The sequence below is a fragment of the Pseudoalteromonas sp. SR41-7 genome (genome assembly GCF_014163935.1).
GTDB classification, from domain to species: Bacteria; Pseudomonadota; Gammaproteobacteria; order Enterobacterales; family Alteromonadaceae; genus Pseudoalteromonas; species Pseudoalteromonas distincta.
Genome location: NZ_JACJEF010000001.1, coordinates 219,528 through 244,501 on the forward strand (window position 1 = coordinate 219,528; position 24,974 = coordinate 244,501).

General features: G+C 39.0%; 18 protein-coding genes and 1 riboswitch. Of the genes, 8 read left to right on the forward strand and 10 right to left on the reverse strand.

What is annotated here, in order from left to right; genetic code table 11:
- The first annotated feature begins 21 nt into the window (after window positions 1–21).
- The 3 genes from H5092_RS01015 (at window position 22) to H5092_RS01025 (ending at window position 4,851) form a co-directional block, all read left to right on the forward strand.
- The gene (locus tag H5092_RS01015) at window positions 22–3,276 is read left to right on the forward strand and encodes a winged helix-turn-helix domain-containing protein (RefSeq protein ID WP_182732739.1); all 3,255 of its coding nucleotides are present in this window, start codon (window positions 22–24) and stop codon (window positions 3,274–3,276) included.
- 20 nt (window positions 3,277–3,296) lie between these two features.
- Window positions 3,297–3,677: a DP-EP family protein gene (locus tag H5092_RS01020; protein WP_165723569.1), complete on the forward strand. Its 381-nt coding sequence runs from the start codon at window positions 3,297–3,299 to the stop codon at window positions 3,675–3,677.
- Between the two features lie 184 nt (window positions 3,678–3,861).
- Entirely contained in the window at window positions 3,862–4,851 is a 990-nt protein-coding gene (locus H5092_RS01025; protein ID WP_165723570.1) for a sensor domain-containing diguanylate cyclase, read from the forward strand.
- A gap of 80 nt (window positions 4,852–4,931) precedes the next feature.
- Here the strand turns inward: H5092_RS01025 and H5092_RS01030 are convergent, their stop codons facing one another.
- The gene (locus H5092_RS01030) at window positions 4,932–5,414 is read right to left on the reverse strand and encodes a winged helix-turn-helix transcriptional regulator (RefSeq protein ID WP_024596882.1); all 483 of its coding nucleotides are present in this window, start codon (window positions 5,412–5,414) and stop codon (window positions 4,932–4,934) included.
- Window positions 5,415–5,582: 168 nt separating this feature from the next.
- Between H5092_RS01030 and putA the strand changes: the two genes are divergently transcribed.
- Both putA and H5092_RS01040 read left to right on the forward strand, forming a co-directional pair.
- Window positions 5,583–9,386, forward strand: coding sequence for a bifunctional proline dehydrogenase/L-glutamate gamma-semialdehyde dehydrogenase PutA (putA, locus tag H5092_RS01035; RefSeq protein WP_024596881.1), 3,804 nt, complete (start codon window positions 5,583–5,585; stop codon window positions 9,384–9,386).
- A 118-nt stretch (window positions 9,387–9,504) separates the two neighbouring features.
- Window positions 9,505–10,698, forward strand: a complete 1,194-nt coding sequence (locus H5092_RS01040) for an HD-GYP domain-containing protein (protein WP_182732740.1) — start codon at window positions 9,505–9,507, stop codon at window positions 10,696–10,698.
- 53 nt (window positions 10,699–10,751) lie between these two features.
- On the opposite strand, the gene H5092_RS01045 is transcribed toward H5092_RS01040, so the two are convergent.
- The 6 genes from H5092_RS01045 to H5092_RS01070 all read right to left on the reverse strand — a co-directional run bounded on the left by H5092_RS01045 (window position 10,752) and on the right by H5092_RS01070 (window position 16,196).
- Window positions 10,752–11,795 carry a general secretion pathway protein GspB gene (locus H5092_RS01045; protein ID WP_182716091.1) on the reverse strand — a complete coding sequence of 348 codons (1,044 nt, stop codon included), beginning with the start codon at window positions 11,793–11,795 and terminating at the stop codon, window positions 10,752–10,754.
- Between the two features lie 11 nt (window positions 11,796–11,806).
- On the reverse strand, window positions 11,807–12,724 hold the full coding sequence (locus tag H5092_RS01050; RefSeq protein WP_024596878.1) for an ExeA family protein: 918 nt from the start codon (window positions 12,722–12,724) through the stop codon (window positions 11,807–11,809).
- A 165-nt stretch (window positions 12,725–12,889) separates the two neighbouring features.
- A complete protein-coding gene (locus H5092_RS01055; RefSeq protein ID WP_024596877.1) occupies window positions 12,890–13,408 on the reverse strand; it encodes a DUF1566 domain-containing protein in 519 nt (172 codons plus the stop codon).
- Between the two features lie 9 nt (window positions 13,409–13,417).
- Window positions 13,418–15,067, reverse strand: a complete 1,650-nt coding sequence (locus H5092_RS01060; protein ID WP_182732741.1) for a DUF1566 domain-containing protein — start codon at window positions 15,065–15,067, stop codon at window positions 13,418–13,420.
- A 69-nt stretch (window positions 15,068–15,136) separates the two neighbouring features.
- Window positions 15,137–15,469, reverse strand: a complete 333-nt coding sequence (locus H5092_RS01065; RefSeq protein ID WP_024596875.1) for a hypothetical protein — start codon at window positions 15,467–15,469, stop codon at window positions 15,137–15,139.
- Between the two features lie 22 nt (window positions 15,470–15,491).
- Window positions 15,492–16,196: a DUF2982 domain-containing protein gene (locus H5092_RS01070; RefSeq protein ID WP_024596874.1), complete on the reverse strand. Its 705-nt coding sequence runs from the start codon at window positions 16,194–16,196 to the stop codon at window positions 15,492–15,494.
- Window positions 16,197–16,442: 246 nt separating this feature from the next.
- Between H5092_RS01070 and H5092_RS01075 the strand changes: the two genes are divergently transcribed.
- From H5092_RS01075 to msrA, 3 genes are all read left to right on the forward strand, one after another.
- Window positions 16,443–17,495 (forward strand): efflux RND transporter periplasmic adaptor subunit, encoded by a 1,053-nt coding sequence (locus H5092_RS01075; RefSeq protein WP_002958748.1) that lies wholly within the window; start codon window positions 16,443–16,445, stop codon window positions 17,493–17,495.
- A 3-nt stretch (window positions 17,496–17,498) separates the two neighbouring features.
- Window positions 17,499–20,597 carry an efflux RND transporter permease subunit gene (locus tag H5092_RS01080; RefSeq protein WP_024603401.1) on the forward strand — a complete coding sequence of 1,033 codons (3,099 nt, stop codon included), beginning with the start codon at window positions 17,499–17,501 and terminating at the stop codon, window positions 20,595–20,597.
- 85 nt (window positions 20,598–20,682) lie between these two features.
- A complete protein-coding gene (gene msrA / locus H5092_RS01085) occupies window positions 20,683–21,219 on the forward strand; it encodes a peptide-methionine (S)-S-oxide reductase MsrA (protein ID WP_182732742.1) in 537 nt (178 codons plus the stop codon).
- A 77-nt stretch (window positions 21,220–21,296) separates the two neighbouring features.
- Here the strand turns inward: msrA and H5092_RS01090 are convergent, their stop codons facing one another.
- From H5092_RS01090 to H5092_RS01100, 3 genes are all read right to left on the reverse strand, one after another.
- Entirely contained in the window at window positions 21,297–23,123 is a 1,827-nt protein-coding gene (locus H5092_RS01090; RefSeq protein WP_182732743.1) for a TonB-dependent receptor domain-containing protein, read from the reverse strand.
- 36 nt (window positions 23,124–23,159) lie between these two features.
- Window positions 23,160–23,344, reverse strand: a riboswitch (cobalamin riboswitch).
- 54 nt (window positions 23,345–23,398) lie between these two features.
- Window positions 23,399–24,193, reverse strand: coding sequence for a hypothetical protein (locus H5092_RS01095; RefSeq protein ID WP_024595949.1), 795 nt, complete (start codon window positions 24,191–24,193; stop codon window positions 23,399–23,401).
- Window positions 24,194–24,381: 188 nt separating this feature from the next.
- Window positions 24,382–24,864: a YajQ family cyclic di-GMP-binding protein gene (locus H5092_RS01100; protein ID WP_002958753.1), complete on the reverse strand. Its 483-nt coding sequence runs from the start codon at window positions 24,862–24,864 to the stop codon at window positions 24,382–24,384.
- Between the last annotated feature and the right edge of the window lie 110 nt (window positions 24,865–24,974).

Here is a 24,974-nt window from a genome sequence, read left to right on the forward strand (position 1 = left end):
AAAAAACAATAATGAGTAATGATGATGCGCAACCCCTTCTACCTAGGCGATTGGCAAGTAACACCTTCAACTAACTCAATTCAACTCACTGGTAAAGCCAAACAGTTAGAGCCCAAAGCGATGGAGGTTTTATTGCATTTGTGTCAACAAAATGGCGACATTATAAGCAGCGATGAATTGCTCAATAAATGCTGGAAAAATACTGATATTGGCGATAATCCATTACATAAAACTATCACTCAGCTAAGAAAAGCGCTCGGTGATAAAGCCAATGAACCACATTATATTGAAACTATCCGTAAACGTGGCTACCGCATTATTGCAAAATTATCTTTTCCGTTAGCAGATCCTATCCCAAGCACTAAAAGTACATGGCAGGGAGGATCCCCTTTCTTAGGCCTGCGTGCATATAACCCAAATGATACCCACGTTTTTTTTGGCCGTACCCAATCTATAGCTACCCTGCTGGAAAGGATATCTAGCCAGGTAAATTACGGTCGTGCTTTTTGCTTAATACTTGGCCCTAGTGGTACAGGTAAATCCTCGCTTGTTAATGCTGGAATTTTACCAAAACTGCTAGATGAGCGAGGCTATAATGGCATCGGTGTTATTTCCTACACCCAGATCGACTTTGCAGATGTGCATAAAAATAGACTTTTTCTAGACTTAGCTTCTGCATTACTTGATTGGGATATAAACGACCAGCCTGTGTTTGAAGGATTAAGCGCGCAAACACTTGCAGAGCAACTAGAATTGGCAATAGATGGCGTAATTAACGCCATACAAGCTGCACTTAGTAAAGCCTCTACAAAACTTAAAACACCCCAGTTATTTTTATTTATTGACCGCTTAGAAGTACTGCTTTCTTCTCCTATATTTAGTAGCGAAACACGCAGCCATTTTTTATCGGTTATTGAACGCTTAGCAATCTCTAAAGCTGTGATTGTATTTAGTGCGTGTCGTAACGACTTTTATCCTTTAGTGGTTGAACAACCAAGTTTAATGGCAGGCAAAGCTCATGGCGCGCACTACGATTTAACACCGCCAAACCGCCAAGAACTCCAACAAATTATTCGCCTGCCAGCGTTAACCGCTAATTTAACGTTCTCCAATGACCCACAAACCCAAACACCACTGGATGAAATATTGTGCGCCGATACCGCCAATAACCCCGATGCATTGCCCATGCTGCAATACACATTGCAAGAGCTGTACTTACAGCGCAGTGATAATAACGAGCTACTGCACAGTGTTTACACAAAACTCGGGGGTATTGAGGGCGCCATAGGCAAAAAAGCAGAAGATATATTTATTGATCTTAGTAATGAGCAACAGCAGCAACTAAAAAGCGTATTATCACAACTGATCACTTTAAACCCAGATGGTAAAACCATTACGAGCCGCGCTGCCCGCTGGCAAACATTAACCAACACAAGTCAAAAAGAGCTTGTGCAAGCCATGGTCGATAGCCGTTTATTTGTATCGCATTTACAAAACCAAGAAGCCTGTTTTAGTCTTGCTCACGAGGCATTATTGCGTCAATGGCCGCGCGCAAAACAATGGATTAATGACCATAAAGATGCCTTAGCAATAAAAAGTCGTTTACAACATCAAACACGAAATTGGGTAGATGAAGGCAAAAGTAGTGCTTACCTCCTAGCGCCAGGTAAACCACTACAAGAAGCGCAGCTATTACTTAACGACAAACTGTTTAAATTAGATGATAACGAGCATGCTCTTATCAAAAGCTCTGTAAACAAAATAAAAACAAAAATAAGAGCAAAACGAGTGACCGTTGCTTTATTGTGCTTACTTACATTTACCGCGTTATTGATGAGCTTCATTAGTTTTAAAGCCCAACAGCATGCGCAAAACAAGCAGCTTGAGGCCGAAAGCTTACTAGGGTTTATGGTCGGCGACTTTGCCGATAAATTACGTAGCGTTGAACGTATGGACTTACTTGATGGTATTAGTAATAAAGCACTTGAGTATTTTACTAATCAAACTGACGATTCAAGTTCACTTTTTAGCTTTAGCGATAATAAAGCACAATTTAACAACCGTTTTCAGTACGCACAAACCCTCGAAGCAATGGGTGAAGTAGCTTATTCCCGAGGTAAAACTGATGAAGCCTTTACCGCCTTTGAAAACGCCCGCACCCGCCTTGAGGCATTATTAAAAATACAGCCTAATAACTTAGAGCTACTAACGCTTGCAGGTGCCAATGCCTTTTGGCTTGGTCAATTAGCTTATGATCAAAATGATCATCAAGCTACTGAGCAAATGTTTAAAAAATACCACGCTTACAGTAAAAAAATGTATGCGCTGGCAGCCAATGATTTTAACTCCATTATGGAATTATCGTATTCATCTAATTCTTTAGGTTCTTTATACATAGAAAAATCCAACTACAGCGCTGCAAAAAAGAACTTTGCAGAGTCACTTTTACTTAAAAATAAAGCGCTTAAACTGAAACCTAATAACAAAGATTTACTTCGAGATAAATCCGATACGATTAGTTGGCTTGCAAAAACAGAAGAGAAGCTAAGTAACTTTAATGAAGCAGTTAATATATTGGAAGGTGCAGTTGACGTAATCACAAAATTGATTGCTGACTACCCTAGTGATGCAAGCCTTTTTTACACGTCAGCAAACCTATATATGCAACAAAGTTATTTACTGAGCTATTTGAGTGATAAACGGATGGCCCATAAAAAAGCCAGCTTGGCTAATCAAGTTATCAATGAAGCTTTAGTACAAGATCCAAAAAACAATAAATTTCAGCTTATGTATTATCGCTCTTTAGCACATTCACTAATGCTATCTACTGATGAAGCTACTGACTCAACAATTGAAAAAATAATTAATTTTTTAAAATCTCAAAATTTTAAAAATACCAGCACTATTAATACACAAATTACACTGATTCAATATTTTATAAATAGACAATCACCACTCAAAGCGCAGGAGTTATTAACTGAGCTTGAGAATAATGAAAACTACAAACATCAATTAGCCAGCCTAACTAAAACTGGTGATTACTTAGTATATACAAGAATAAACTTAATCAAAGCAAACTTAGCTACAACTAATAAACAGCGAGAGCAATTTTGCTTAAGTGCTATCAAAGCAATTTCTGAAGCTGCAAAAATAAGTCAGAGCGTAAAAATAACATACCCACTAGTACAAGCTTATACCTGTTTAAACAGAGAAGACGAGATATCAGAAATAAAAACAAGCCTAGTTAAATTAGGCATTACGAACTTCCAACTATAATTACTCATAAAGGAAATGATATGAATAACACCCTAGAAAATGTCGACTTTCAAGTAAATATTGAACTTAACAACGGTGAAGCTATTTTTAGCTATACAAAAAATGGCGAACCCGCTACTGGCGGTGGTGTTGTAAGAACTGAAACCGCTGGCAACTACAATTTAGACGATGCCACAATTCAAAATGGTTTCGTATTTACTGGCGCTACTATCACCAATATCGACACACAAAAACCATGCGCCCAAGACTTCAGCTATAAAGTAAGTGACAACGGCCACACAATTATCATTACCGACACAGATGAAAATAATGGCTCTGTATGCTTAATCTTTAACGTTGAGTGTAATGGCAATAAATATGAAAGCGCTGATCCTCAAGTTAAGAATGAAAAAGAACTCTAATTAGTAATGCTTATTTTTAAATTGCACAGGCATATTAATTGCGGTGTAATTTATTTAAAAACGCCCCTTAAATAAACTTAAATAACAACAACTTAAATCAGAAGGTTACCGAAAGGTTTAAAAACGATAAATTGAATAAACTGCTAGACATAAAGTTTCATTAACAATAAAAATGAGCAACACCATGTCTAACAATAATGAAAATAGCAAAGCAAACAACACCGACAGCGCTGTATCTGCATTAATCAGCAGCATTTCTAATACCGTTAACAATGAAAAAATAAGCGCAATTATTAATGTCACTAATGTCATGGCCGATGCTATTTTTATTGTTAATGCAGATGGGGTGTTTGAATCAGTAAATCCCGTAGCAGCACGTTTTTTCAATGTAACGTCTGATTCATTAATAGGTAAAAAATGGCAAGATTGTTTACAAGAACAGTATCGCGATGACTATGCTTACATGTTTGAAAGTTGGAAAAACAACTATCAAACACCACTCAATCATGGTCCGAAAGAAGTTAAAATAAGAAAAAACAATGGTAACTGTTTAGATGTTGAGTTATCTATATCATGTTTACCCGAATCGGTAGTCGCAAGTACCCCACTTTTTATTTGTATAATGCATGATATTTCAAAGCACGTTAAAAAATACAAAGTACTGGAAAACGTAGCCAGACTTGATCATCTCACTGGTATCGCTAATCGCTGTACTTTAGAAAAAACCATCATTAAAAATTGGCAAGAGTGCATAGTTAACAAGCAGCCTCTTAGCTTTATACTTATTGATATTGATTACTTTAAATTATTTAACGATAACTTTGGCCATGTAAAAGGTGATAAGTGCCTTCAAAAAGTCGCTCGTACAATTGAAGAGTGCTTACCATCTAAAGACAGTTTAGTAGCACGCTATGGTGGTGAGGAGTTTGCTGTTGTGCTGCCTCGTTCGCACATTTCAAATGCACAAATGATTGCTAAGCGTATTCAAGAAAAAATACTCAACATTAATTTTAGAGATCTCGGTTTACCAGCGAATGTAAAAATAAGTGTAAGTCAGGGTTTAGCGTGTGAATACAATAATCAATACAGAACATCTGAGGCATTAATATGCGCGGCGGATACTGCCTTATACAGAGCGAAGTCGGAAGGTCGTAATAAATTATGTATAAGGTGATGTACTAACTATTTGGTATAGCATTTATCTACTAAAATAAAAAAACCGCAATTGCGGTTTTTTTATGACTTGAGAAAAGCTTAAATATCGATTAACAATCCTTCATCCTTTTTAATCTTTTCGATCACCATATAAGTATGATGAGTACCCACGCCGGGAATATCTACTAAGTCGCCAAGAACTTGTCTATATTCTTCCATATTAGAAACGCGAATTTTTAATAAGTAATCATAACCACCAGCAACCATGTCACATTCGACTACTTGTTCTATCCTTAATATGTGCTCTCTAAATACTTTAAATACAGCTGTATTTGAAGCAACAAGCGATACTTGAACATGCGCTACTAAGCTCTGATTAAGTTTAGCTTCGCTAAGCTTGGCATAATAGCCTTCAATATACCCTTCTTGCTCTAATCGTTTAACACGATCTAGGCACGGGCTGGCACTCAAATTAACCTGTTTTGCGAGGTTAACATTAGAAATTCTGCCGTTCTTTTGAAGAACGTCTAGTATGGCTAAATCAATGCGATCTAGCATGCGTAATCTATTTGGAATTGTCATAACAGAATTTTATGCGGATAAGTTAAATTTATACCCTGTAAATTATCGTAAATCGCGAAATTTAACCAGCATATTCTGCTGAATTTTAATTAGAATGCACTCACAATATCACTGGTAATTTATTGGTAATTAATTTTACTTTAATTCTTAACATCCTGAGGGTTGCTTATGTTATTCAACGGCGATTTAACTACTACTTGTCCTATCAGACAAAGAATCCGTGACTTCTACCGCATAGATGAAAATGCAGTTATTGATCATATTTTACCGCTTGCAGAAGTAGGCGTAAAAGCACGAAGTCGTGCCTGGGAAAGAGCCCGCCAGATTGTTTTGAACATTCGTAAAGAGCAAGATGGGCAAGGCGGTGTTGATGCGCTTTTAAATGAATTTTCACTCTCTAGTGAAGAAGGCGTTGTATTAATGTGTTTGGCCGAAGCACTGCTTCGCGTACCAGATAAAGCAACTCAAGATGTACTTATTCGTGACAAATTAGCCAAAGGTGATTGGAGCTCTCATTTAGGAAGCAGCGATTCTTTATTTGTAAACGCATCTTCTTGGGGATTATTAGTTACCGGTAAAATGGTTAACTACACAGACAAAACTAAAGAACAACAGTTCGGCATGCTTAAAAAGACCATTGGTCGTTTAGGTGAGCCAGTTATTCGTAAGTCTGTAAACTTTGCTATGAAAATTATGGGCAAGCAATTCGTAATGGGTCGTACCATTGACGAAGCAATTGAACGTGCTGCCGAAACAGAGCAAAAAGGTTATGTGTATTCTTACGATATGCTAGGCGAAGGCGCGCGCACAATGAAAGATGCGAAGCGTTACTTTGACAGCTACATGAATGCTATACACTCAATTGGTAAAGCGGCTAATGGTCGTGGTCCAATTAAGAGCCCTGGTATTTCAGTTAAGCTTTCTGCTATTCATCCGCGCTATGAGTTCACTCATAAAGACCGTGTGATGGAAGAAATAGTCCCTAAGTTAAAAGAACTTGCTCTTGCCGCTAAAAAATACGATATCGGCTTTACCGTTGATGCAGAAGAAGCAGACCGTTTAGATATTTCATTAGATGTAATTGAAGCGGTATTCAGTGATGAAGATCTTGGTGATTGGCAAGGATTTGGCTTAGCGGTTCAAGCCTATCAAAAACGCGCTATTTTTGTAATTGAATGGCTAACTGACCTTGCAACCCGCGTTGGTCGCAAGATGATGGTACGTCTAGTAAAAGGCGCATACTGGGATACTGAAATCAAAACTACACAGCAAGATGGTTTAGATCACTACCCTGTATTTACCCGTAAAGCAACCACAGACGTTTCTTACAAAGCGTGTGCTATTAAAATGCTTGAAGCGCGCGATGTGCTTTATCCGCAATTTGCTACACATAACGCTTACACTGCCGCAACTATTTTAGAAGTAGCCAAAGGCGACAACACAGGTTTCGAATTTCAACGTTTGCACGGTATGGGTGAGTCATTATTCGACCAAATCGTTAACGAAGAAAAAATTCAATGCCGCGTGTATGCCCCAGTTGGTCAACACGAAGACCTCCTTGCGTACCTCGTTCGTCGTTTGTTAGAAAATGGTGCTAACTCATCATTTGTAAACGCAATTGTTGATACAACAAAACCTGTTGAATCACTACTACCAGACCCTGTAGAAACATTGCAAGGCTTGCGTAACAAGTACAATACGCAAATCAAAATGCCAATTGATTTATACGGTGAAGAACGTGCTAACTCTAAAGGCATGGATTTAACCGACATTAACGTTATTACCCCTTTCAAAGAGAATCTTGAAACATGGTTTAACGAGCACTTAATTGAGCAAAGCCAAGTACCTGAAGGCTCATTAGCTGTTAAAAACCCAGCAAATCACAAAGAAATCATTGGCCACGTTAAATTGCAAACTGGCGAAGAGATGAAAGTATTACTGGCTAACGCTGAAGCTGCACTTGAGTCATGGTCACAAACACCAGTAAGAGAGCGAGCTAACTTACTGCGTCGAGTTGCTGATATCTTAGAGCGTCATCACGACGAACTTGTTGCTATCTGTATTAAAGAAGCAGGTAAAGTAGCGCAAGATGGTATTGATGAAGTACGTGAAGCGGTTGATTTTTGCCGTTACTACGCGGCGCGCGCTGAGGAGCTATCGCAAGATGAGCGTTTTGAAGCCCGTGGCGTTATTTTATGTATTAGCCCGTGGAACTTCCCGCTTGCAATATTCTTAGGCCAAGTTGCCGCTGCGATTGTTACAGGTAACACTGTAATTGCAAAGCCTGCTGAGCAAACAAGTTTAATCGCCCTTCGTGCTATTGAACTAATGCTGTCTGTTGGTTTACCTGAGCATGTTGTTCAACCGGTTATTGCTCGTGGTTCAGAAGTAGGCAAAACAATTGTTCCTGATGAGCGCATTCAAGCGGTTATGTTTACAGGCTCTACTGAAACAGGCACATTAATTTCTCAAACACTTGCTGCACGTAACGATATTCAAGTACCGTTAATTGCAGAAACAGGTGGCCAAAACTGTATGATTGTTGACTCAACGGCGCTTCCTGAGCAAGTAGTTGACGATGTGATCAGTTCTGGTTTTCAAAGTGCTGGCCAACGTTGTTCTGCTCTTCGTGTTTTATTCATTCAAGATGACGTAGCAGATGGCATTATCGAAATGCTTAAAGGTGCCCTAGCTGAGCTACACATTGGCGACCCATCGTTACTATCAACTGATGTTGGTCCGGTAATTGATGAAAAAGCACTTAAAAACTTAAACGAGCACGTTGAGTACTTAAAAGGTAATTCTATACTTCATTACGAGTGTAAAATTCCGGATAACACGCAAAATGGCGCATACTTTTTTGCACCTCGTTTATACGAAATCAAAGACTTATCAGTACTTAAGCGTGAAGTATTTGGCCCATGTGTTCATATTGTTCGCTTTAAATCGAGCGAACTTGATGATGTGATGGATCAAATTAACAACACAGGTTATGGCTTAACAATGGGTGTACATTCACGTATTGAAGAGCGCTGTGAGTACCTTGCTAAAATGTCACGTGCGGGTAATGTTTACATTAACCGAAACATGATTGGTGCTATTGTTGGTGTGCAACCATTTGGTGGCCGTGGTTTATCAGGTACTGGCCCTAAAGCCGGTGGCCCTAACTACCTTCAACGTTTAGTAAAAGAAAAGGCATCACCAGATAACGTGCAAATGACAAACCTGACGCCAGATGAGCTTGATTTACACCACTACAGCGGTGCAAATGAGCAAGTTAAAAAGCTAATGGCTAACTCAATGCGCGATGAAAAAATCTGGCGTGCAACACCACTAAACGACCGTGTTTCGGCTGTGCGTCAGTTGCTTGCTAAAATCGCGACGGTAGAAATTATCGACGATTTAGCAGACGATTTAGCATTAACATTATCAGAAGCTCGTGCACAGCTTAACCGCCTTGAAAAGCACATGCGTAAATTTACTACCCTGCCAGGGCCAACGGGTGAGTCTAATACACTTCATCTAGAAGCGCGTGGTTGTGTAGTGTGTTATGCAGATAAGAGCACATCATTTAACTTTTGGGCATTGTCTATCATTACCGCTATTGCCGCAGGTAATACGGTAATTACTGTAGCGTCTGAGCTGTTTTACGATGAAGCTGTTGCCTTTAAAGATAAATTTATCTCTACAGGTGTTGCTGAAGGTGTTTTCCAAGTAGCTAAACCTAATCAGTTACAAGCTATCTTGGCTCACCCTCATTTAGCTGGTGCGGTAGTTGCTGCTCGCTCGTCTCGTTTAGGCTACTTTAGCCAACAGCTTGCACAGCGTAAAGGCGCAATTTTACCGGTAATTAGCTCTGAGTATTACGATACATTAATCAAGCGCTTAATTACTGAAAAAACAATTAGTATTGATACAACAGCATCAGGCGGTAATACCTCGCTAATGACGCTTGTTGAAGATGATGAATAATTAAGCTAATGCTTTTTTACTAAAAAATAAAATAAGGCACTGTAAAGTGCCTTTTTTATTTGGTCGTTACGTATAAGTTTGTTAGTTTAAAAGTAGATTAACAACTGAAGCCGTAAAATTGAAAACCATTCCTATTACTAAGTTAGTCCCAGGTATGTTTGTGCAAAGCGTTACCAAACAAACTGGCAGTATTAAAATTAAAAACCAAGGCTGGGTTAAAACTCAAGCTGGTATTAATAACCTGATAAAAGCAGGTATTTTAGAAGTAGAAATTGACCCAGATAAAACCCTCATTGATTCAGTCCCTGAAAAAGATCCTATCGCTACACCTACAACAAAAATAAAGCGTGATCCTTGGCAAAAAATAAACAGCGCTGAGCAAGAAATGGGAAAAGCAAAAAAGCTTTATGACGAAGCAAAAACACTGCAAATAAAAGCATTTAAAGATATAAAAGCTGGCCGTGATATAGATATAGCAACGTTTAGAGAACTGGCAAGTGGCTTTATGGATTCTGTTTTTAGAAATCAAGATGCCCTAGCCTGCCTTACGCAAATGCGCCAAAAAGATGCCTACCTACTTGAGCACTCAATTAATGTATCAATATTAATGGGTATTTTTGCAAAACACTTAAATATAGAGAAAGACACTATTGTTGAGCTGACTACCGGCGCACTATTACACGACATTGGTAAAATAAAAATCCCTGATGAAGTGCTAAACAAACCTGGGCGCTTTACAGACGACGAATTTAAAATAATGAAAATGCATTCGCTTTTCAGTAAAGAGATATTAGAAGACTCTGGGTTAACAGGGATCGCGGTAGATATTGCAGGTATGCACCACGAAAGACTCGATGGTAAAGGCTACCCGTTTGGTAAAAAAGGTGACGAGATAAGTCAGTATGTGCGTATGGCGTCAATTGTAGATGTTTATGATGCACTTACCGCAGAACGTGTTTATAAAGCAGGCATGGAGCCAATAAAGGCGTTTAAAATATTAAAAGACGGGTGCCCTGATAGCTTTGATCCTGTGCTGCTTAATAAATTTATTCAATGTATTGGCATCCATCCGGTAGGAACGCTTGTAAGGTTATCGAGTCAAAGAGTGGGTTTGGTCACCGAGAGTAATCCGGGGGCACCACTAAAACCTGTCGTTAAAACATTTTACAGCGCTAAGCATAGCCGCTACACCGAAGTAAAAGATATTGATTTATCTAATAAAAAAACTGTAGACACTCTTGAGTCAGCGATTAAACCTAAAGAATATAACATTGATTTAGAACGCTTTTATAAAAATTCAATATTATCCTAAGCACTATTGAGAGCTCAATATTCTACCGAGCTCTCAACATGATAACTAAGCGCTTACTGCGGCCAGTCTTGCAAAGCTTTTAAGCTAAACTCATAACCATCAAAATCTAGCACGCTTTGCTCAGGTGTAATTTCTGTGACTGTTAGAGCTCCTATGCTTTCTCCTTCGTGTAATTCTCGGCCATTTAGCTTGATCCAACGTTTATCAGCACTCGATGAATATATATGCGCTTGATATTTAATACTAGGTAACATTGATTGCAAACCATCAGGTAATAACTCAACAGGCTCAACACGTGATGACGTTTTTGACGCTTGAGTAACTTCATAATCTTGGTTTTTTTCGACATCTTGTATAGCTTGCGCAAATGCATTTTTAAGAGTTGTAGGCACAGCATCAAGCTCAGGGTCACTCGTCTGTTGAGATTGGGTGCTGCCATTAATTGGCTTACCCAATACTTTATATTTACTCATATCAAGTTGAGCCGATGCGGTATTTTGATTTTGCCCAAATACCGCAGTGTTTTGTGCATTATTTGGATTGTAATTACTTTGTGGGTTAAACGCTGGCTGATTATAATTTTGAACAGGCATTACTTGTTGCATGTTTTGCTGATTATAACCTGCTGCGCTCGTGACCTGGCTCGACGGCATAGGAATATACTGACCATTTGGGGTTAATAACATTTGCTGTACACCATTGGGGGTTTGCACATGCACAAGTTGCCCTTCAATCGTTGCAGTATTTGTTGGAGCTACTTTAGCAGGCTCCAACTTAGCTACTTGCTGTTTTTCAGCTTCAGCTTCAGCATCTTCCTCTTTAACGTCTTTGTTAGGCGATGATTTTTCGCTTTCCACCACCTTAATTACAGCGGGTTCCGCTGCGTTTAATAAAGTCGTACTTTGAAACCACTTTCCGGCGGTAAAGCCACCCGCTACCGCAATAAAAGCAGCTAAGCTTGTACCAAATACTAATGCTAATCGTCTATAACGCTTAAGTGCTTGCTGTTGCTTTAACTGCTCAGATTGTAAGTCGTACTGTTCAGCACTCATATCTGATTGCTGCGACTGCTTTAGCGCATCTAATAAATAAGACATAACTTACCTAACTATAAAATAAATGAAAGCCCAATGCCTACGGCAAATAAAGCAGCGAATGCAAGGCTATAGGGTACAAATGACGTTGCTTTGTTAGCTTCGTTAACCGGTGCGACAAAATCCATGGGTAATGACTCATGGGCTGATTTTTTTATTATATCGCTATCAACTATCAACTGCTGCTTTGCAAAAGTCCCAACTAAAGCACGCTCACAGACCAAGTTCATTAATCGTGGCACACCGCCAGTTAATTGATGAACAGCTTGCATGGCATCCATCGAAAAGATTCCTTTATCACACCCTGCAATATGTAACCGATGCTTTATGTAAGCGACTGTTTGGCCTTGCGTAAGTGGTAATAAATGGTAACGAGCCGTTATCCTCTGGGCAAGTTGCCTTAATTCGTTGCGCTTCAAAAGTTCTTGCAGCTCTGGTTGACCAACCAATACTATTTGTAATAATTTTTTATGATCGGTTTCTATATTTGTCAGCAAACGTAATTGCTCAAGCACGTTAGGGGCAAGTAATTGTGCTTCGTCAATAATAAGTATAGTGTGCCCGCCCGATTTATTATTAGTCTCTAAATGCTTTTTTATAATATCGGTAAGACTTTTAAGCGTCGCATTATGAACATCGTAACTAATGTTGAGCTCATCACAAATACTGGCTAATAACTCCAGCTCTGAAAGCGCTGGATTATGGATCATCGCTACTTGAGTGTTTTCAGGAAGCTGCTCCAACATACTGCGGGTAATTGTAGTTTTACCTGTACCTACTTCACCTGTTAATAATACAAAACCACCGTCTTCACCTAATCCATAGGTAAGGTGTGCTAAGGCTTCTTTATGTCGTTCACTTAAAAATAAGTAATGAGGGTTGGGCGAAATCGAAAAAGGTTTTTCGTTCAGGCCAAAATAGCTTAAATACACCGTGATGTTCCTTCGTAATTAAATCACGGCCTATAATGGCAAAAAAATGCGCTGAGTGACAACGTTGTAAGCGCTTTATTATTGAAATAACGTAAATTTATGTAAAACAAAAAAGTGCAGCTGTTTTAAGGCTGCACTTTTGTCTGTCTAATCTTAGTATGCATTTTACTCTTCGTAGCGCACTAATCGTAAATACACATTACTGGTTTTAGCATGTAAGCTATTCAACCCACTATCAAATTGATAAACCCACGCTGAGCTCATCGTGCTTACACCCGATGTATTTGACCAATAGTTTTGAAGCTTAGTGCCCAAAAATACGTCTTCATTAATACTCGGCTCTGTGCAACTGTGCTCTAAAATACTCGCCAATTCTTTAATGTTAGGCATTTGCCAATCATCGTAATCTGCGGTTGTATCATTTTTAGCACCGCGTAGTGCCTCTTGCCAAGTAAGAGAAGGTGTTGAACCTTCACAAAGTTGTGTCTCTGTATTATAAGTTTGCCCATAACTACAGCGTTGCCACATAAGGCCTGTTTCACTATCAGACACTGTGCCATCTGCATTTATGGTAAATCTATCTGTCGGTGTTGTGGTATCTGCACCGTCGTAGCACGTTTGCGCCGCTGCAATATTAAAGCTCAAACTTATAGTTGCTAGTGCATAGAGTAATTTAAATTTCATTATTTTCTCCTAACGACTTCTAACTAAACGTACATAAGCAGTATTTTCTTTTGGATAAGCAAGGTCGTTACCATCACTCATATCAATGATATACGCTTGAGATAAACTGGTACCATCAGCTGCTGTTTGTGAGGTCCAGTAACGTAAATGGCTTAATGCACTTTCACTTGGCATATTAGGAAAAAATGCCTCATCAATTAATATGCTTTGCCCTTGTTTACCGTAATCAATTAAGCCCAAAAGCTCTGTATAAGTAGGTAATCGCCAGTTAGTACCACCACAAAAATCTAAATCATTAACTTCGTTTATATAACTTTGTACTCCACAACTTGTATTGTCCGGACACGTTGAATTGGCTGTACTGGTATCGGTAAAAGTCGTATTCCCTACATCCCAAAAGTAATGATTTTGACCATCACGTAGCGAAGTATTTGGTACCGTGCCAGATGCCACACTTTTCACCTCCCATACAAGCCCAGTAACATTATCGCGTATACAGGTAAAGTCACTACTATCATCACCAACTTCATCAGCAAACTGATTAAGTTTAGTGTAATCAAACGCTAAATTACCTTTGCCAACTTTATCTAAGCGGTTTGCATAGCTATCGCGTCCAAGCTCTGCATCTTGCGCTGGAAAGTCATCACTCTCACAATTAATACGTTGAGTATTGTTATAACACTCACCAACACCACTATCGTTGATGAATCCAAGTGCTTTGGGTGATACATCAACAAATAAGGAGTCTGTATCTGTGCGTCCTTTTGAGTCGGTTACCGTGACTTCAAAGCTCAATGTAGACTCAGTATCAACATCTGAGGCAAAAAATGTCGTTGTACATTGGTCGCTATTGCTTAATGTTTCGCTATTACCGGTAAGTTGTTGCCATTCACACTTATAGGTATCGGTAACTGTTTCGCTATTTGTAGCATCAAGCGTTACTTGCTCAAACTCTTCGACATTTTGATCAGCGCCTGCATTTGCATCCACTAACTCATTTGTTTTGTTGAGTGTCATTGAATATTGAGTGCTCGCCTCGCCACCTTCATCATCAGTGACAGTTAGCTGCCAAGATAAATTCACGTTACTTTCAAGTAATGGATGAGAAAAACTAAGAGTTGATTCATTAAAACTCTCAATATCTAAATCAGGACCCGATAGAAATTGCCACAAATAACTATCAATTTGGCCATTATCATCAGGATCGCTCGACTCTAGGGCACTCAAAGTCACTGTATCTTTGTATACAGAGGGAAGTGTTTCAGGAGATGTTTGTGTAACAACAGCAAGAGGTAGTTGGTTATTAGAGCTCACTGAAATAGAAATGTCGTCACTAACAGCGCTACTACCTGTACTTTGATAGCTCACTCTTAATATTATTTCACTATCAGTTTTTACGTCAGGTGCAGTAAGTGTTTGCTCAGCGCCTTCAAGGGGGAAACCTTCTATGCTTGGGCCACTAACTTGTTGCCATGAAAACGTACCATCAGCGGGGGAACCTTGTGCTGTGATGGTAAATTCAGATTTTTCGATAATTTGTAAATCGGCTCCAGCATTAACAGACGTTTCAACAACTGTATTATCGCTATCACCGCCACCGCCTCCACACGCACTCAGTAAACTACAAGAAATGAGGGGGATTAAAGCAAACGCTTTCATACGCAGCACCTTATTATGTCAAATAATTACTATAGTGTAATCACTAGCAATAAAGATGCCATTAAAGTACTACATATATGTGTCTTGATGAATACGTACAAACAACTTCGTACCGATTTTACTGTAATCTATTTTGTATTCACGCCCGTCTAGAGCTTGAATAAACAGCAACTGCTTTTCTTCGCCAAATACATCAGCGCTACTTACATAAACCATTTCTAAATAACGCTCTTTTGCATCACGGCGGTTTTTAGGTAATTCTTCTTTAAATGGCTCCAGACCATGTTGCGTTACTTTAATTCGAGGATGAATTTCAGAGTTTACAATCACTAAATCATGCTTTTTATCTTTATGTATTATGGTGTTTCGACCACTTTTTAAAAAGGCTCTCTCTTGACTCATTTTTCTTTCCTACAGTCGTAGCTTAATTACTAAGCTGCGACGCTATAAACTGACTAGGCTCGCGCTTCCACTTATTTAAGTTAGCACTAAATGCCCAAATATCTCTATCTAACACGCTGGCAGGCAATAATAAATCGTAACCTGTTAGCTGCTGAAGGTGCTTAGTTCTATTAGCAAACATGGCTATAAGCCCAGTATAGCTTATCCCTTTATGGGATGTGTAATGTGTATCTTCTATTAACCATTCTGATGGGCAATTGCCATTTTTGCAATGTTTTTGAACGACTTGCATAAATAAATTACGCTGCTCTATTAATAATTTCCCTGCAATTCTAGGCGCTATGCTTGATAAAAAGTCGTCTATATCATTTACCTTAACGCCAACCGCATTTAATTCTAAATAGTCAAAGCCGTCTTCTACTTTGGGTATTCCACTGTGATGAAAGTTACTATGAGGCATACACCAAGCTCCGTACTTGTGGCAATAAACGAGCTCAGATTCGCTTAATATAAGGCTATGGTATGGTTCTTGAGATTTTAAAAATCCAATAAAAATAGCCACAAGGCACAAGCTCACTAAAAATATTTCAAGTATGCTAATCTCACCCGGCCTCAGTAAATTAAATAACATAATAAAGACTAAGCCTATAGCACCTACAACAATCGCCTCAATTGCGTTTCGCGCGCCCTGTGCCCGAAACTTAATGACATTGTCAGATTTATCCATATTGGTAAAACACCATATAAAAAACAAACATAATAATGCCCCAAATTATGACCTTTCTTGTTGTTATACATAAGTTACAGCTAGTTTTAAATTTCATACATTACCGCTTTTTCCTCAACAAAATAGGAACAATGAATAAATCTTATTTACTTTTACGCTTAACGCACAAATTTATGAGATACATAACCGTCTTTTCACGGTCTTATTTCGTACAATACTTACAATTCATTTTCAGGTATGAAATCAATGTACTCAAGACAATCAGGTAAAGCACTTTTTCCATTTATTATTACGTTACTTCTAATATTTAGCGTTTATTTATATTTACCCGCTAGCCACGGCGAACAAGCCGATTCATCACAAATGTCTACCCAAGTAACGGCTCATACTGTTACCTCTGAGGAAAACGCAGTGATGATAGAGGCCATCGGTAGTGCACGTGCAAACCAAGCTATTTATATAAAAAGTGCGCAAAACGATTATGTCACAGATATATATTTTAAAGATGGCGACTTAGTCAGTAAAGGACAAAAATTAGTACAGTTACAAAGCCAACAAGAGCAACTTGCAGTTAAAGAACTCGGTATTAACTTACGTGAGGAAAAACGCCAGTTAGATCGCCTTACCGAACTTTCACGCTCGCAATCAACGGCAAAGTCATTACTTGAAGAACAATTATCTCGTGTTGATGCCACTGAAGCTCAACTAGAAAGCGCTAAAACAAAGTTAAATGAAATGACTATTACCGCGCCATTTTCAGGCCTGTTAGGTAAGCGTGAAATATCAGTTGGCGCCTACGTAAGCAACACAACAATAATCACCACACTTGATGATATTAGTATTATTAAAGTTGACTTCAAAGTACCTGAAAAATATTTAGCACAATTAAACATAGGTATGAAAGTACTTACCCAAAACGATGCCTACCCAGGGCAGACATTTAACGGCAAGGTAACGCATATTAGCTCGCGTATTGATTCGGTAACACGCAGTGTTGAAGTAACTGCAAGTTTTGCTAATAAATCAGGATTACTTCGCCCTGGTATGTTACTAAATACAGCACTTGAGCTAAGCAGTAACCAAGCTTTAATGGTGCCAGAAAAAGCGGTTATCCCTTTACAAGACAAACACTTTGTTTTTCAAATTCAAGACGGAGTAGCCAATAAGGTTGAAGTGCATGTTGCTGGCAGAAATAATGGCTGGGTTGCTATCGATGAAGGTTTAAATGATGGCGAGCAAATTGTTACTGAAGGGCTAATAAAAATTCGCTCTGGTAGTAAAGTAAGCGTAAAGGGGTAATACGTGAAAATTACTGATACTAGCGTTAAACGCCCCGTTTTTGCCATAGTAATTAATTTACTGCTTCTTACTTTTGGTCTGGTTGCATTTACTATGCTGCCACTTCGTGAGTACCCTGATATTGAAACACCAATAGTAAATATCAGCACTGAATACACAGGTGCTTCTGCCGAAATTATAGAAACCAAAATAACGCAAATAATAGAAAATCGAATTTCCGGTATTGAAGGTATTAAAAGTATTAACTCATCTAGTCGTAATGGGCGTTCAAACATTACCATTGAGTTTGATATTAACCGCGATATAGATGCCGCATCTAACGATGTACGCGAACGTGTAGCACGTGCACTTGATAGTTTGCCTGATCAGGTACGCCCACCAGAAGTGTCAAAATCAAATAGTGATGAAAGCCCAATCGCATGGTTTGTATTAAACAGTGAAACAATGGACTCGTTACAGCTCTCTGATTACGCGCAGCGTTTTATTGTTGACCGCTTAGCCGTAGTAGATGGTGTATCTAACGTGCGTATTGGTGGTGAGCGCCAATACGCCATGAAAATTTGGCTAAACCGCCAAGCAATGGCTGCACGCGGCATTACCTCAAGCGATATTGAAAATACACTGCGTACAGAAAACGTTGAATTACCTGCCGGCGAAATAGAATCAATAGATCGCGACTTTACCGTGCGTACTGCACGTAGTTATAAAGATCAGCGCGATTTTAAAAACCTTGTTATTAAACGTGGTGAAGAAGGTTATTTAGTGCGTTTAGGTGAAGTTGCCGACGTAAAATTAGAAGCTGCCGATGACGAAAGCTTATTTCGTGGTAACGGGCGCAACATGATTGGCCTAGGAATTGTAAAACAAGCTAAAGCAAACACGCTTACCGTAGTAGATAACGCACGCAGTGAACTTGAAAAAATCAAACGTAACCTACCTGAAGGCACCACAATTCAAGACAGCTACGATTCGTCTGTATTTATTAAAGAATCAATTAGTGAAGTTTACAGCACACTTGCCATCTCTATGGGTTTAGTCGTACTCGTTATATTTTTGTTTTTAGGCAATATACGAGCAACGCTTATTCCTGCGGTTACCGTACCGGTCGCACTTGTTGGTAGCTTTATGTTTTTATTAGCAATGGGCTACTCAATCAACTTACTAACTTTACTTGCCTTAGTACTGGCTATTGGTTTAGTAGTAGATGATGCCATTGTAATGCTTGAAAACATTCACCGTCGTATTGAACTGGGTGAGCCGCCATTACTAGCTGCATATAGAGGTGCGCGTGAAGTTGGTTTTGCCATTGTCGCAACCACGCTTGTACTAATATCGGTGTTTGTGCCATTGGTGTTTATGGATGGCCGTATAGGGGCATTATTTACTGAGTTTGCAATGGCGGTAAGTGCTGCCGTATTTTTCTCAAGTGTTACAGCGCTGACTCTCGCACCAGCCTTGTGTTCTAAAGTACTTAAAGTATCAGACAAACCAAATAAATTTAGCCAATGGATGGACCGCCAGTTTACTAAAATTGAAGTAAGTTACCGTAATTCACTCTCCACCAACATAACCCGTAAATGGGGTTTAATGGTGAGCCTATTATTAGCGGGCTTTGTTAGTTACTCGTTGTTTTTACAAGTCCCCTCTGAGCTAACGCCAAAAGAAGACCGTGGCACGTTCTTTATTATGATGAGCGGCCCTGAGGGCGCAAGTTATGAAAATAATGCCGCTAATATGGCTAAAATTGAAGAACGCTTAATGCCTTACTCGCAAGCAGGTGAGCTAAGTCGCGTACTTGTTCGAGTACCTGGCTGGGGTGGCAGCGGCGGTGTTGCTATTGTTGGTATGGCCGATTGGGATAAACGCAAACGCTCAACATGGGAAGTAATGGACGAAATAAGCGGTAAAATGCAAGAAGTTACCGATGTTCGTGCATTTGCCATTATGCGCCGTGGTATTGGCGGTGGTGGTTCATCTCGCCCTATTGAGTTTGTATTACAAGGTAATGATTATGCACAACTTGCCGATTGGCGTGACCGTATAATTAAGCGTGCTGAACAAAACCCAGGTTTAGTAAGAATCGATCATGATTATAAAGAAACCTTCCCGCAGTTTTTAGTCAGCATAGATAAAAACAAGGCCGCTGATTTAGGCGTTTCAGTATCTGATGTAGGCCGTACACTTGAAACAATGCTTGGCCAGCGCCGTGTTACAACCTTTATTGACCGTGGTGAAGAATACGATGTAATTTTAAAAGGGACTAAAGAAGACTTTACTAACCCTACTGACATTTCAAATATATATCTTAAATCACGAAGCGGTGAACTAGTCCCACTTGATAGCCTTATCAGCTTAAAAGAAGAAGCAACCGCATCGCGCTTAAACCGATACAACCGTATGCGCGCAATTACATTAAGCGCCAACTTAGCCGACGGTTATACGCTTGAGCAAGCGCTTAACTTTTTAAACGAAGTAGCCGCGCAAGAAAACGATATAGATGGCGCCGTAGATTACAAAGGCGAGTCGCAGCTTTATTACGAAGGCGCATCAGCGATGACCTACGTATTTATACTTGCACTCACTGTTACCTTTTTAGTACTGGCAGCACAGTTTGAAAGCTTTATGCATCCGTTCGTCATCATGCTTACCGTACCACTTGGTTTAATGGGCGCTATGTTCGGACTTTGGGCTACAGGACTTACCTTAAATATTTACAGCCAAATAGGTATTGTCATGCTCATAGGGCTAAGTGCTAAAAACGGTATTTTGATTGTAGAATTTACTAACCAACTACGCGATAAAGGCGTTGAATTTAGTGAAGCTATTTTGCAAGCAGCAACTCAGCGTTTGCGCCCTATTATTATGACCTCGCTGACTACGGTTATGAGTTCGGTACCTTTAGTACTTGCTTCAGGTCCGGGCGCTGAAAGCCGTATGGTGATAGGTGTAGTCGTGTTTACTGGGGTTATTGTATCGACCCTACTAACTCTTTTTGTTGTACCTGCTGCATATTATGCACTTGCACGTAACACTCAATCACCTGAATTTTTACAGCAAAAATTAGACAAACAAGCCGCTGAAAAACCTTTCGAAGAGATCTAGCCTCTTAATTGCGCCGTAACCTTGTTGTTGCGGCGCATACAATTTATGCTCGCCTTTAAACCCCATATACATTTTAGGAATACTTATGAGCTCAACAACGCAAGTAGCAACATTTGGTGGCGGCTGTTTTTGGTGTATAGATGCTGCATTTAGACGTGTAAATGGCGTACTAACCTTAAGCTCTGGCTACACCGGCGGTGAAACAAATAACCCAACATATGATTCTGTATGCTCAGGCACAACCGGTCACGCTGAGGTTGTTAAAATTGAATTTGACGCGACTGTAGTTAGCTTTGAAACACTCTTAGCAATGTTTTTCACACTGCATGATGCAACACAATTGAATCGCCAAGGTAACGATATAGGCACACAATATAGAAGTGTGGTTTACTATCACGATGAAGCTCAACTTAAGCAAACCAACGAAATGATAGCTCAACTGCAAAGCCATGTCGCTGAGCCAATTGTGACAGAAGTCAGCCCTGCCACTACGTATTATCCAGCAGAGCATTATCATCAAGATTACTATAACGAAAACCCACAGCAGGGTTACTGTAGTATTTTAATAGCACCTAAGTTACACAAGTTTGAAACCGTATTTAAAGAGTTCTTAGCTGACTAGCTAATTTTAGTAGTTAAACTTAGCTACACATTAAAAAGCCCGACATAAGTCGGGCTTTTTAATATTAATAAATACCGTTAAAACTGGTAGCTTGCGCCTGCAAAAAAGCGACGCTCTGGCGTGTTGTAGTAATACACTTCACCCGTTGTAAAATCAGTGTTTGAATCAACAGCGTTATATTCTTTATCAAATAAGTTTTCTACACGAAGTGAAACTTCAATATGTTCATTTACTTGATAATTACCCGCTAGGTTCCAGAGTGTATAAGAGCCTAAGCGCGTCACAGCACCTTGTCGGTCGCTACGGTATTGCATGTCTAAGCTTGCATCAAAAGCACCAAACTGTTTTGCAAGTTCCCAGTTAAAAGTACGTTTAGCAACATTACGCAACTCTGCGCCCGTTTCTTCATCTTCAGCGCTTAAGTAAGCAAAGTTAAGGTTGCTATCAAAACCAAAAAACTGCTGAGATAAGCTAAATTCAACCCCTTCGTAACGTGCTTCATCGATATTAGCCAATGCAAAGTTTGCATCGTAATCAATCTTATCTTCTATATCGTTTCTAAATATTGCAATATCAACTTGCGCGATATCAAAATCTACACTCAAACCTAACTCACGGTTTACTGATTTTTCAGGTTGTAAATCAGGGTTACCATAAAGTGGATAATATAAATCGTTAAATGTAGGAGCTTTAAAGCCAGTACTTTGGCTTATACGAAATGTTGCATCTTCAGATAAATGATAACCTGCAGCGGCTGTATACGTTGTTTCGTCGCCAAATTGCTCATCATCATCTTGGCGAACAGTTAAATTAGCCAGTACTTTATCTGCATCATAGTAAGCACCTACAAACACAGCAAGTACATCGCGGCTGTCTTCAACAAATGGTTGCGAACTATGCGACACATCATCGTTGTACCAATTAATACCACCACTAATGTTAAGTTCATTAGATAACAGGTACTGGCCGTTATAATCAATTTGTGTGCGTTTAGTTATAAAGGTACTTGTTGTTGGCCCAACTGAAAAATCGACATATGTATTGTCTGAATCATCTGTTGAAAGCGCTAAATCAATACTATGCGTTTGGTTAGTGTAGTTTTTGCTCCAACCTGCAGAAAGTTGATAGTTTTTAAAGTCATCTCGTTCAATCGTACTATCTACTGGGCTAAAGCTACTGTCGTAATCTGCATAACCTTCACTGTATTGGCCTAATAACTTAAAGTCGCCGTAATGTGCATCGGTGTAGTTTACTTTAAACCCAAGGTTTTTATTTTCATAGCCATCTTCATCAGGTGCTACGCCTTGCAGTACATCAAAGTTATCTGTTTTTTCAAAGCCTGCGTTAAATGCTGTTGTTATATCATCTGACTTTACAGAACCTGCAACTTGATAATTTTGATAAGAGTCAGAACCAAATGTAGCGCTTAGGGATAAGTTATCTGACTCACGCGTAATAATATTAATAACACCAGCGAGTGCATCAGAGCCATAAACAGCCGCGCGAGAGCCTTTAATAATTTCTATGCGTTCAATACTATTTAAAGGGACATTATTTAGTGCTTTTTGACCAAGTGTTGCTGAGCCTGTACGTACACCGTCAATTAAAATCAACGTATCGCCAGAGCCTGTACCACGAAGTGACACACCTGTATTTTGACCAAAACCACCGTTTGGATTAACTTGAAAACCCACTCGCGTGCTTAAAAGTGTAGGTAAATCGCGTACGTTACTAGCTTCTATTTCAGCACGTTCAATAACATTTACACTCACTAAAACGTCGTTAATTGATTGCTCAAACTTATTAGCTGTAACGGTTATTTTTTCAATTGATTGCTCTGCACCAGACACAGAAAATGAAAGCGCAGCAGAAATTGCAACGCCTAGAGTTGTTTTGTTTAACATGAGATCCCCTACCTTTGCCCACCGCAAAGATTTAAGTAAGTAAGATTGCATCAAGGCCGGTCTCCGGACTCAGTAAGCACATAAAAACATGCAATACTCTACCGTTGCGGGGGCAGTGTTGGGCTTGTAGTCATCATGAAAACGCACCAACTTCCCGATTATCCTGCTAAAAAAATCATTACATGAAGTGGCTAGCAAGCACCTTGAAAATATGCCGTCATTGTGAGCATTTTGTTTACAAATGTCAATGGACGTCTATATAGCTAAAAGCTATTTCAGTTCAGTGCTGTATTATTATAGCTTGAAGGAATACCGTACTTATCAAGTAGCTTCTGAAGTTGCATTTGTGTAGTAGGTAAATTTAATATTTCATCCATTTTGCGACTAGATATTTTATTTGATTGTGAGTTAATCAAAAAATGTGTTTCATACACTGCATCTGGTACGTCACTCTTAAATAGTAAATCCATATTTAAGATATTCTGCTTTTTAAAATACTGATAAGCAATACTGTTTAAAACCCCGACTTCAGCGCGCCTTAATAGCAGCATTTTAACTACATTGAATTCATCGATTGTAAGGCTTACCTGGTGCTCTTCTCTCAAGTATTCGGCATTTGTATTAAATCCTGCAAATTGATACGAGTACCCTAAAACCCCAACTTTGGTTAATTTGTCCAGATTGTCAAAATAAGTTTGTTCTGATGCATTCTCTTTGAGTGTATAAAGCTCGTTTTTGGTGATGGTATAAAATTCAGTTTTTTCAATGTTTTTCTGCGTTGTTTTTGGCAGCCATTGCATTGCCATTAAAAATAAAACGTCGAAGTTATTTTTTTCAACAGACAAAGTAAGCCTTTTTACAGGTAAAGAAATAAGTATAAAGTTAAATTCCTCCTGTGCGTCGTTTAAAATATTAATAAACTCAGGAGCAAAGCCCTGCTTTTTTTGCGCGTTAATAATAATCGGAAAGTAGCCATCTTCGACCAATACATCAATATCAACTGGCTTTGATAAGCTTGGCTTGGTAAATATAAGCAAAACAAATAACAGAAATAATTGATGGGGTCTCATTTTAATACCTTCTAGAGTGAAATTTTTATTATATTCAATTAAATATAATAGCTTAAATATCAAAAGGTGGATTAATACATGCAGAACTACGAGAGGATAAGGTGGGAAAGTTGTAAAAAATTAAGTAGCTTTAATCTGTCTGCAAATATAGACAAATTAAAGCATTTTTATTAAAAACAGTTTATAAATTAGTCGCGAAAGTTTTTAAACTGAAAAGGCTGACCTAAATCGGCACTGCGTACTACCTGCATTGCCTCTTGAAGATCGTCACGCTTTTTACCTGTCACACGCACTTCTTCGCCTTGAATAGCGGCTTGTACTTTAACTTTTGAATCTTTAATGGCTTTAACCACTTTTTTGGCCATGTCTTTTTCGATACCTTGCTTTAACCCAACGTTACGAAATACATTTTTTCCTGCACGGCTAATATCTTGAAGTTCTAAACTAGCTACATCCATACCGCGCTTTGAAATTTTTCCCGCTAAAATATCGAACAACTGCATAACTTGAGAATCAGCTTCTGCTTTAAGCTTAATTGTTTTATCGTTTAGCTCAATAGATGCATCAACGCCTCTAAAATCAAAGCGAGTCTCTAGTTCACGGTTTGCGTTATCAACCGCATTTTTAGCTTCGTTCATTTCTACTTCAGATACAATATCAAATGAAGGCATTAGTATACTCCTAACTATTTAATCTTAATTTTATGTGGCAATTATAACGCTAAAATTATAAATCTTTACATTTTTCTGCATCTTGTTCAGGTGCGATACTAAATTAGTTT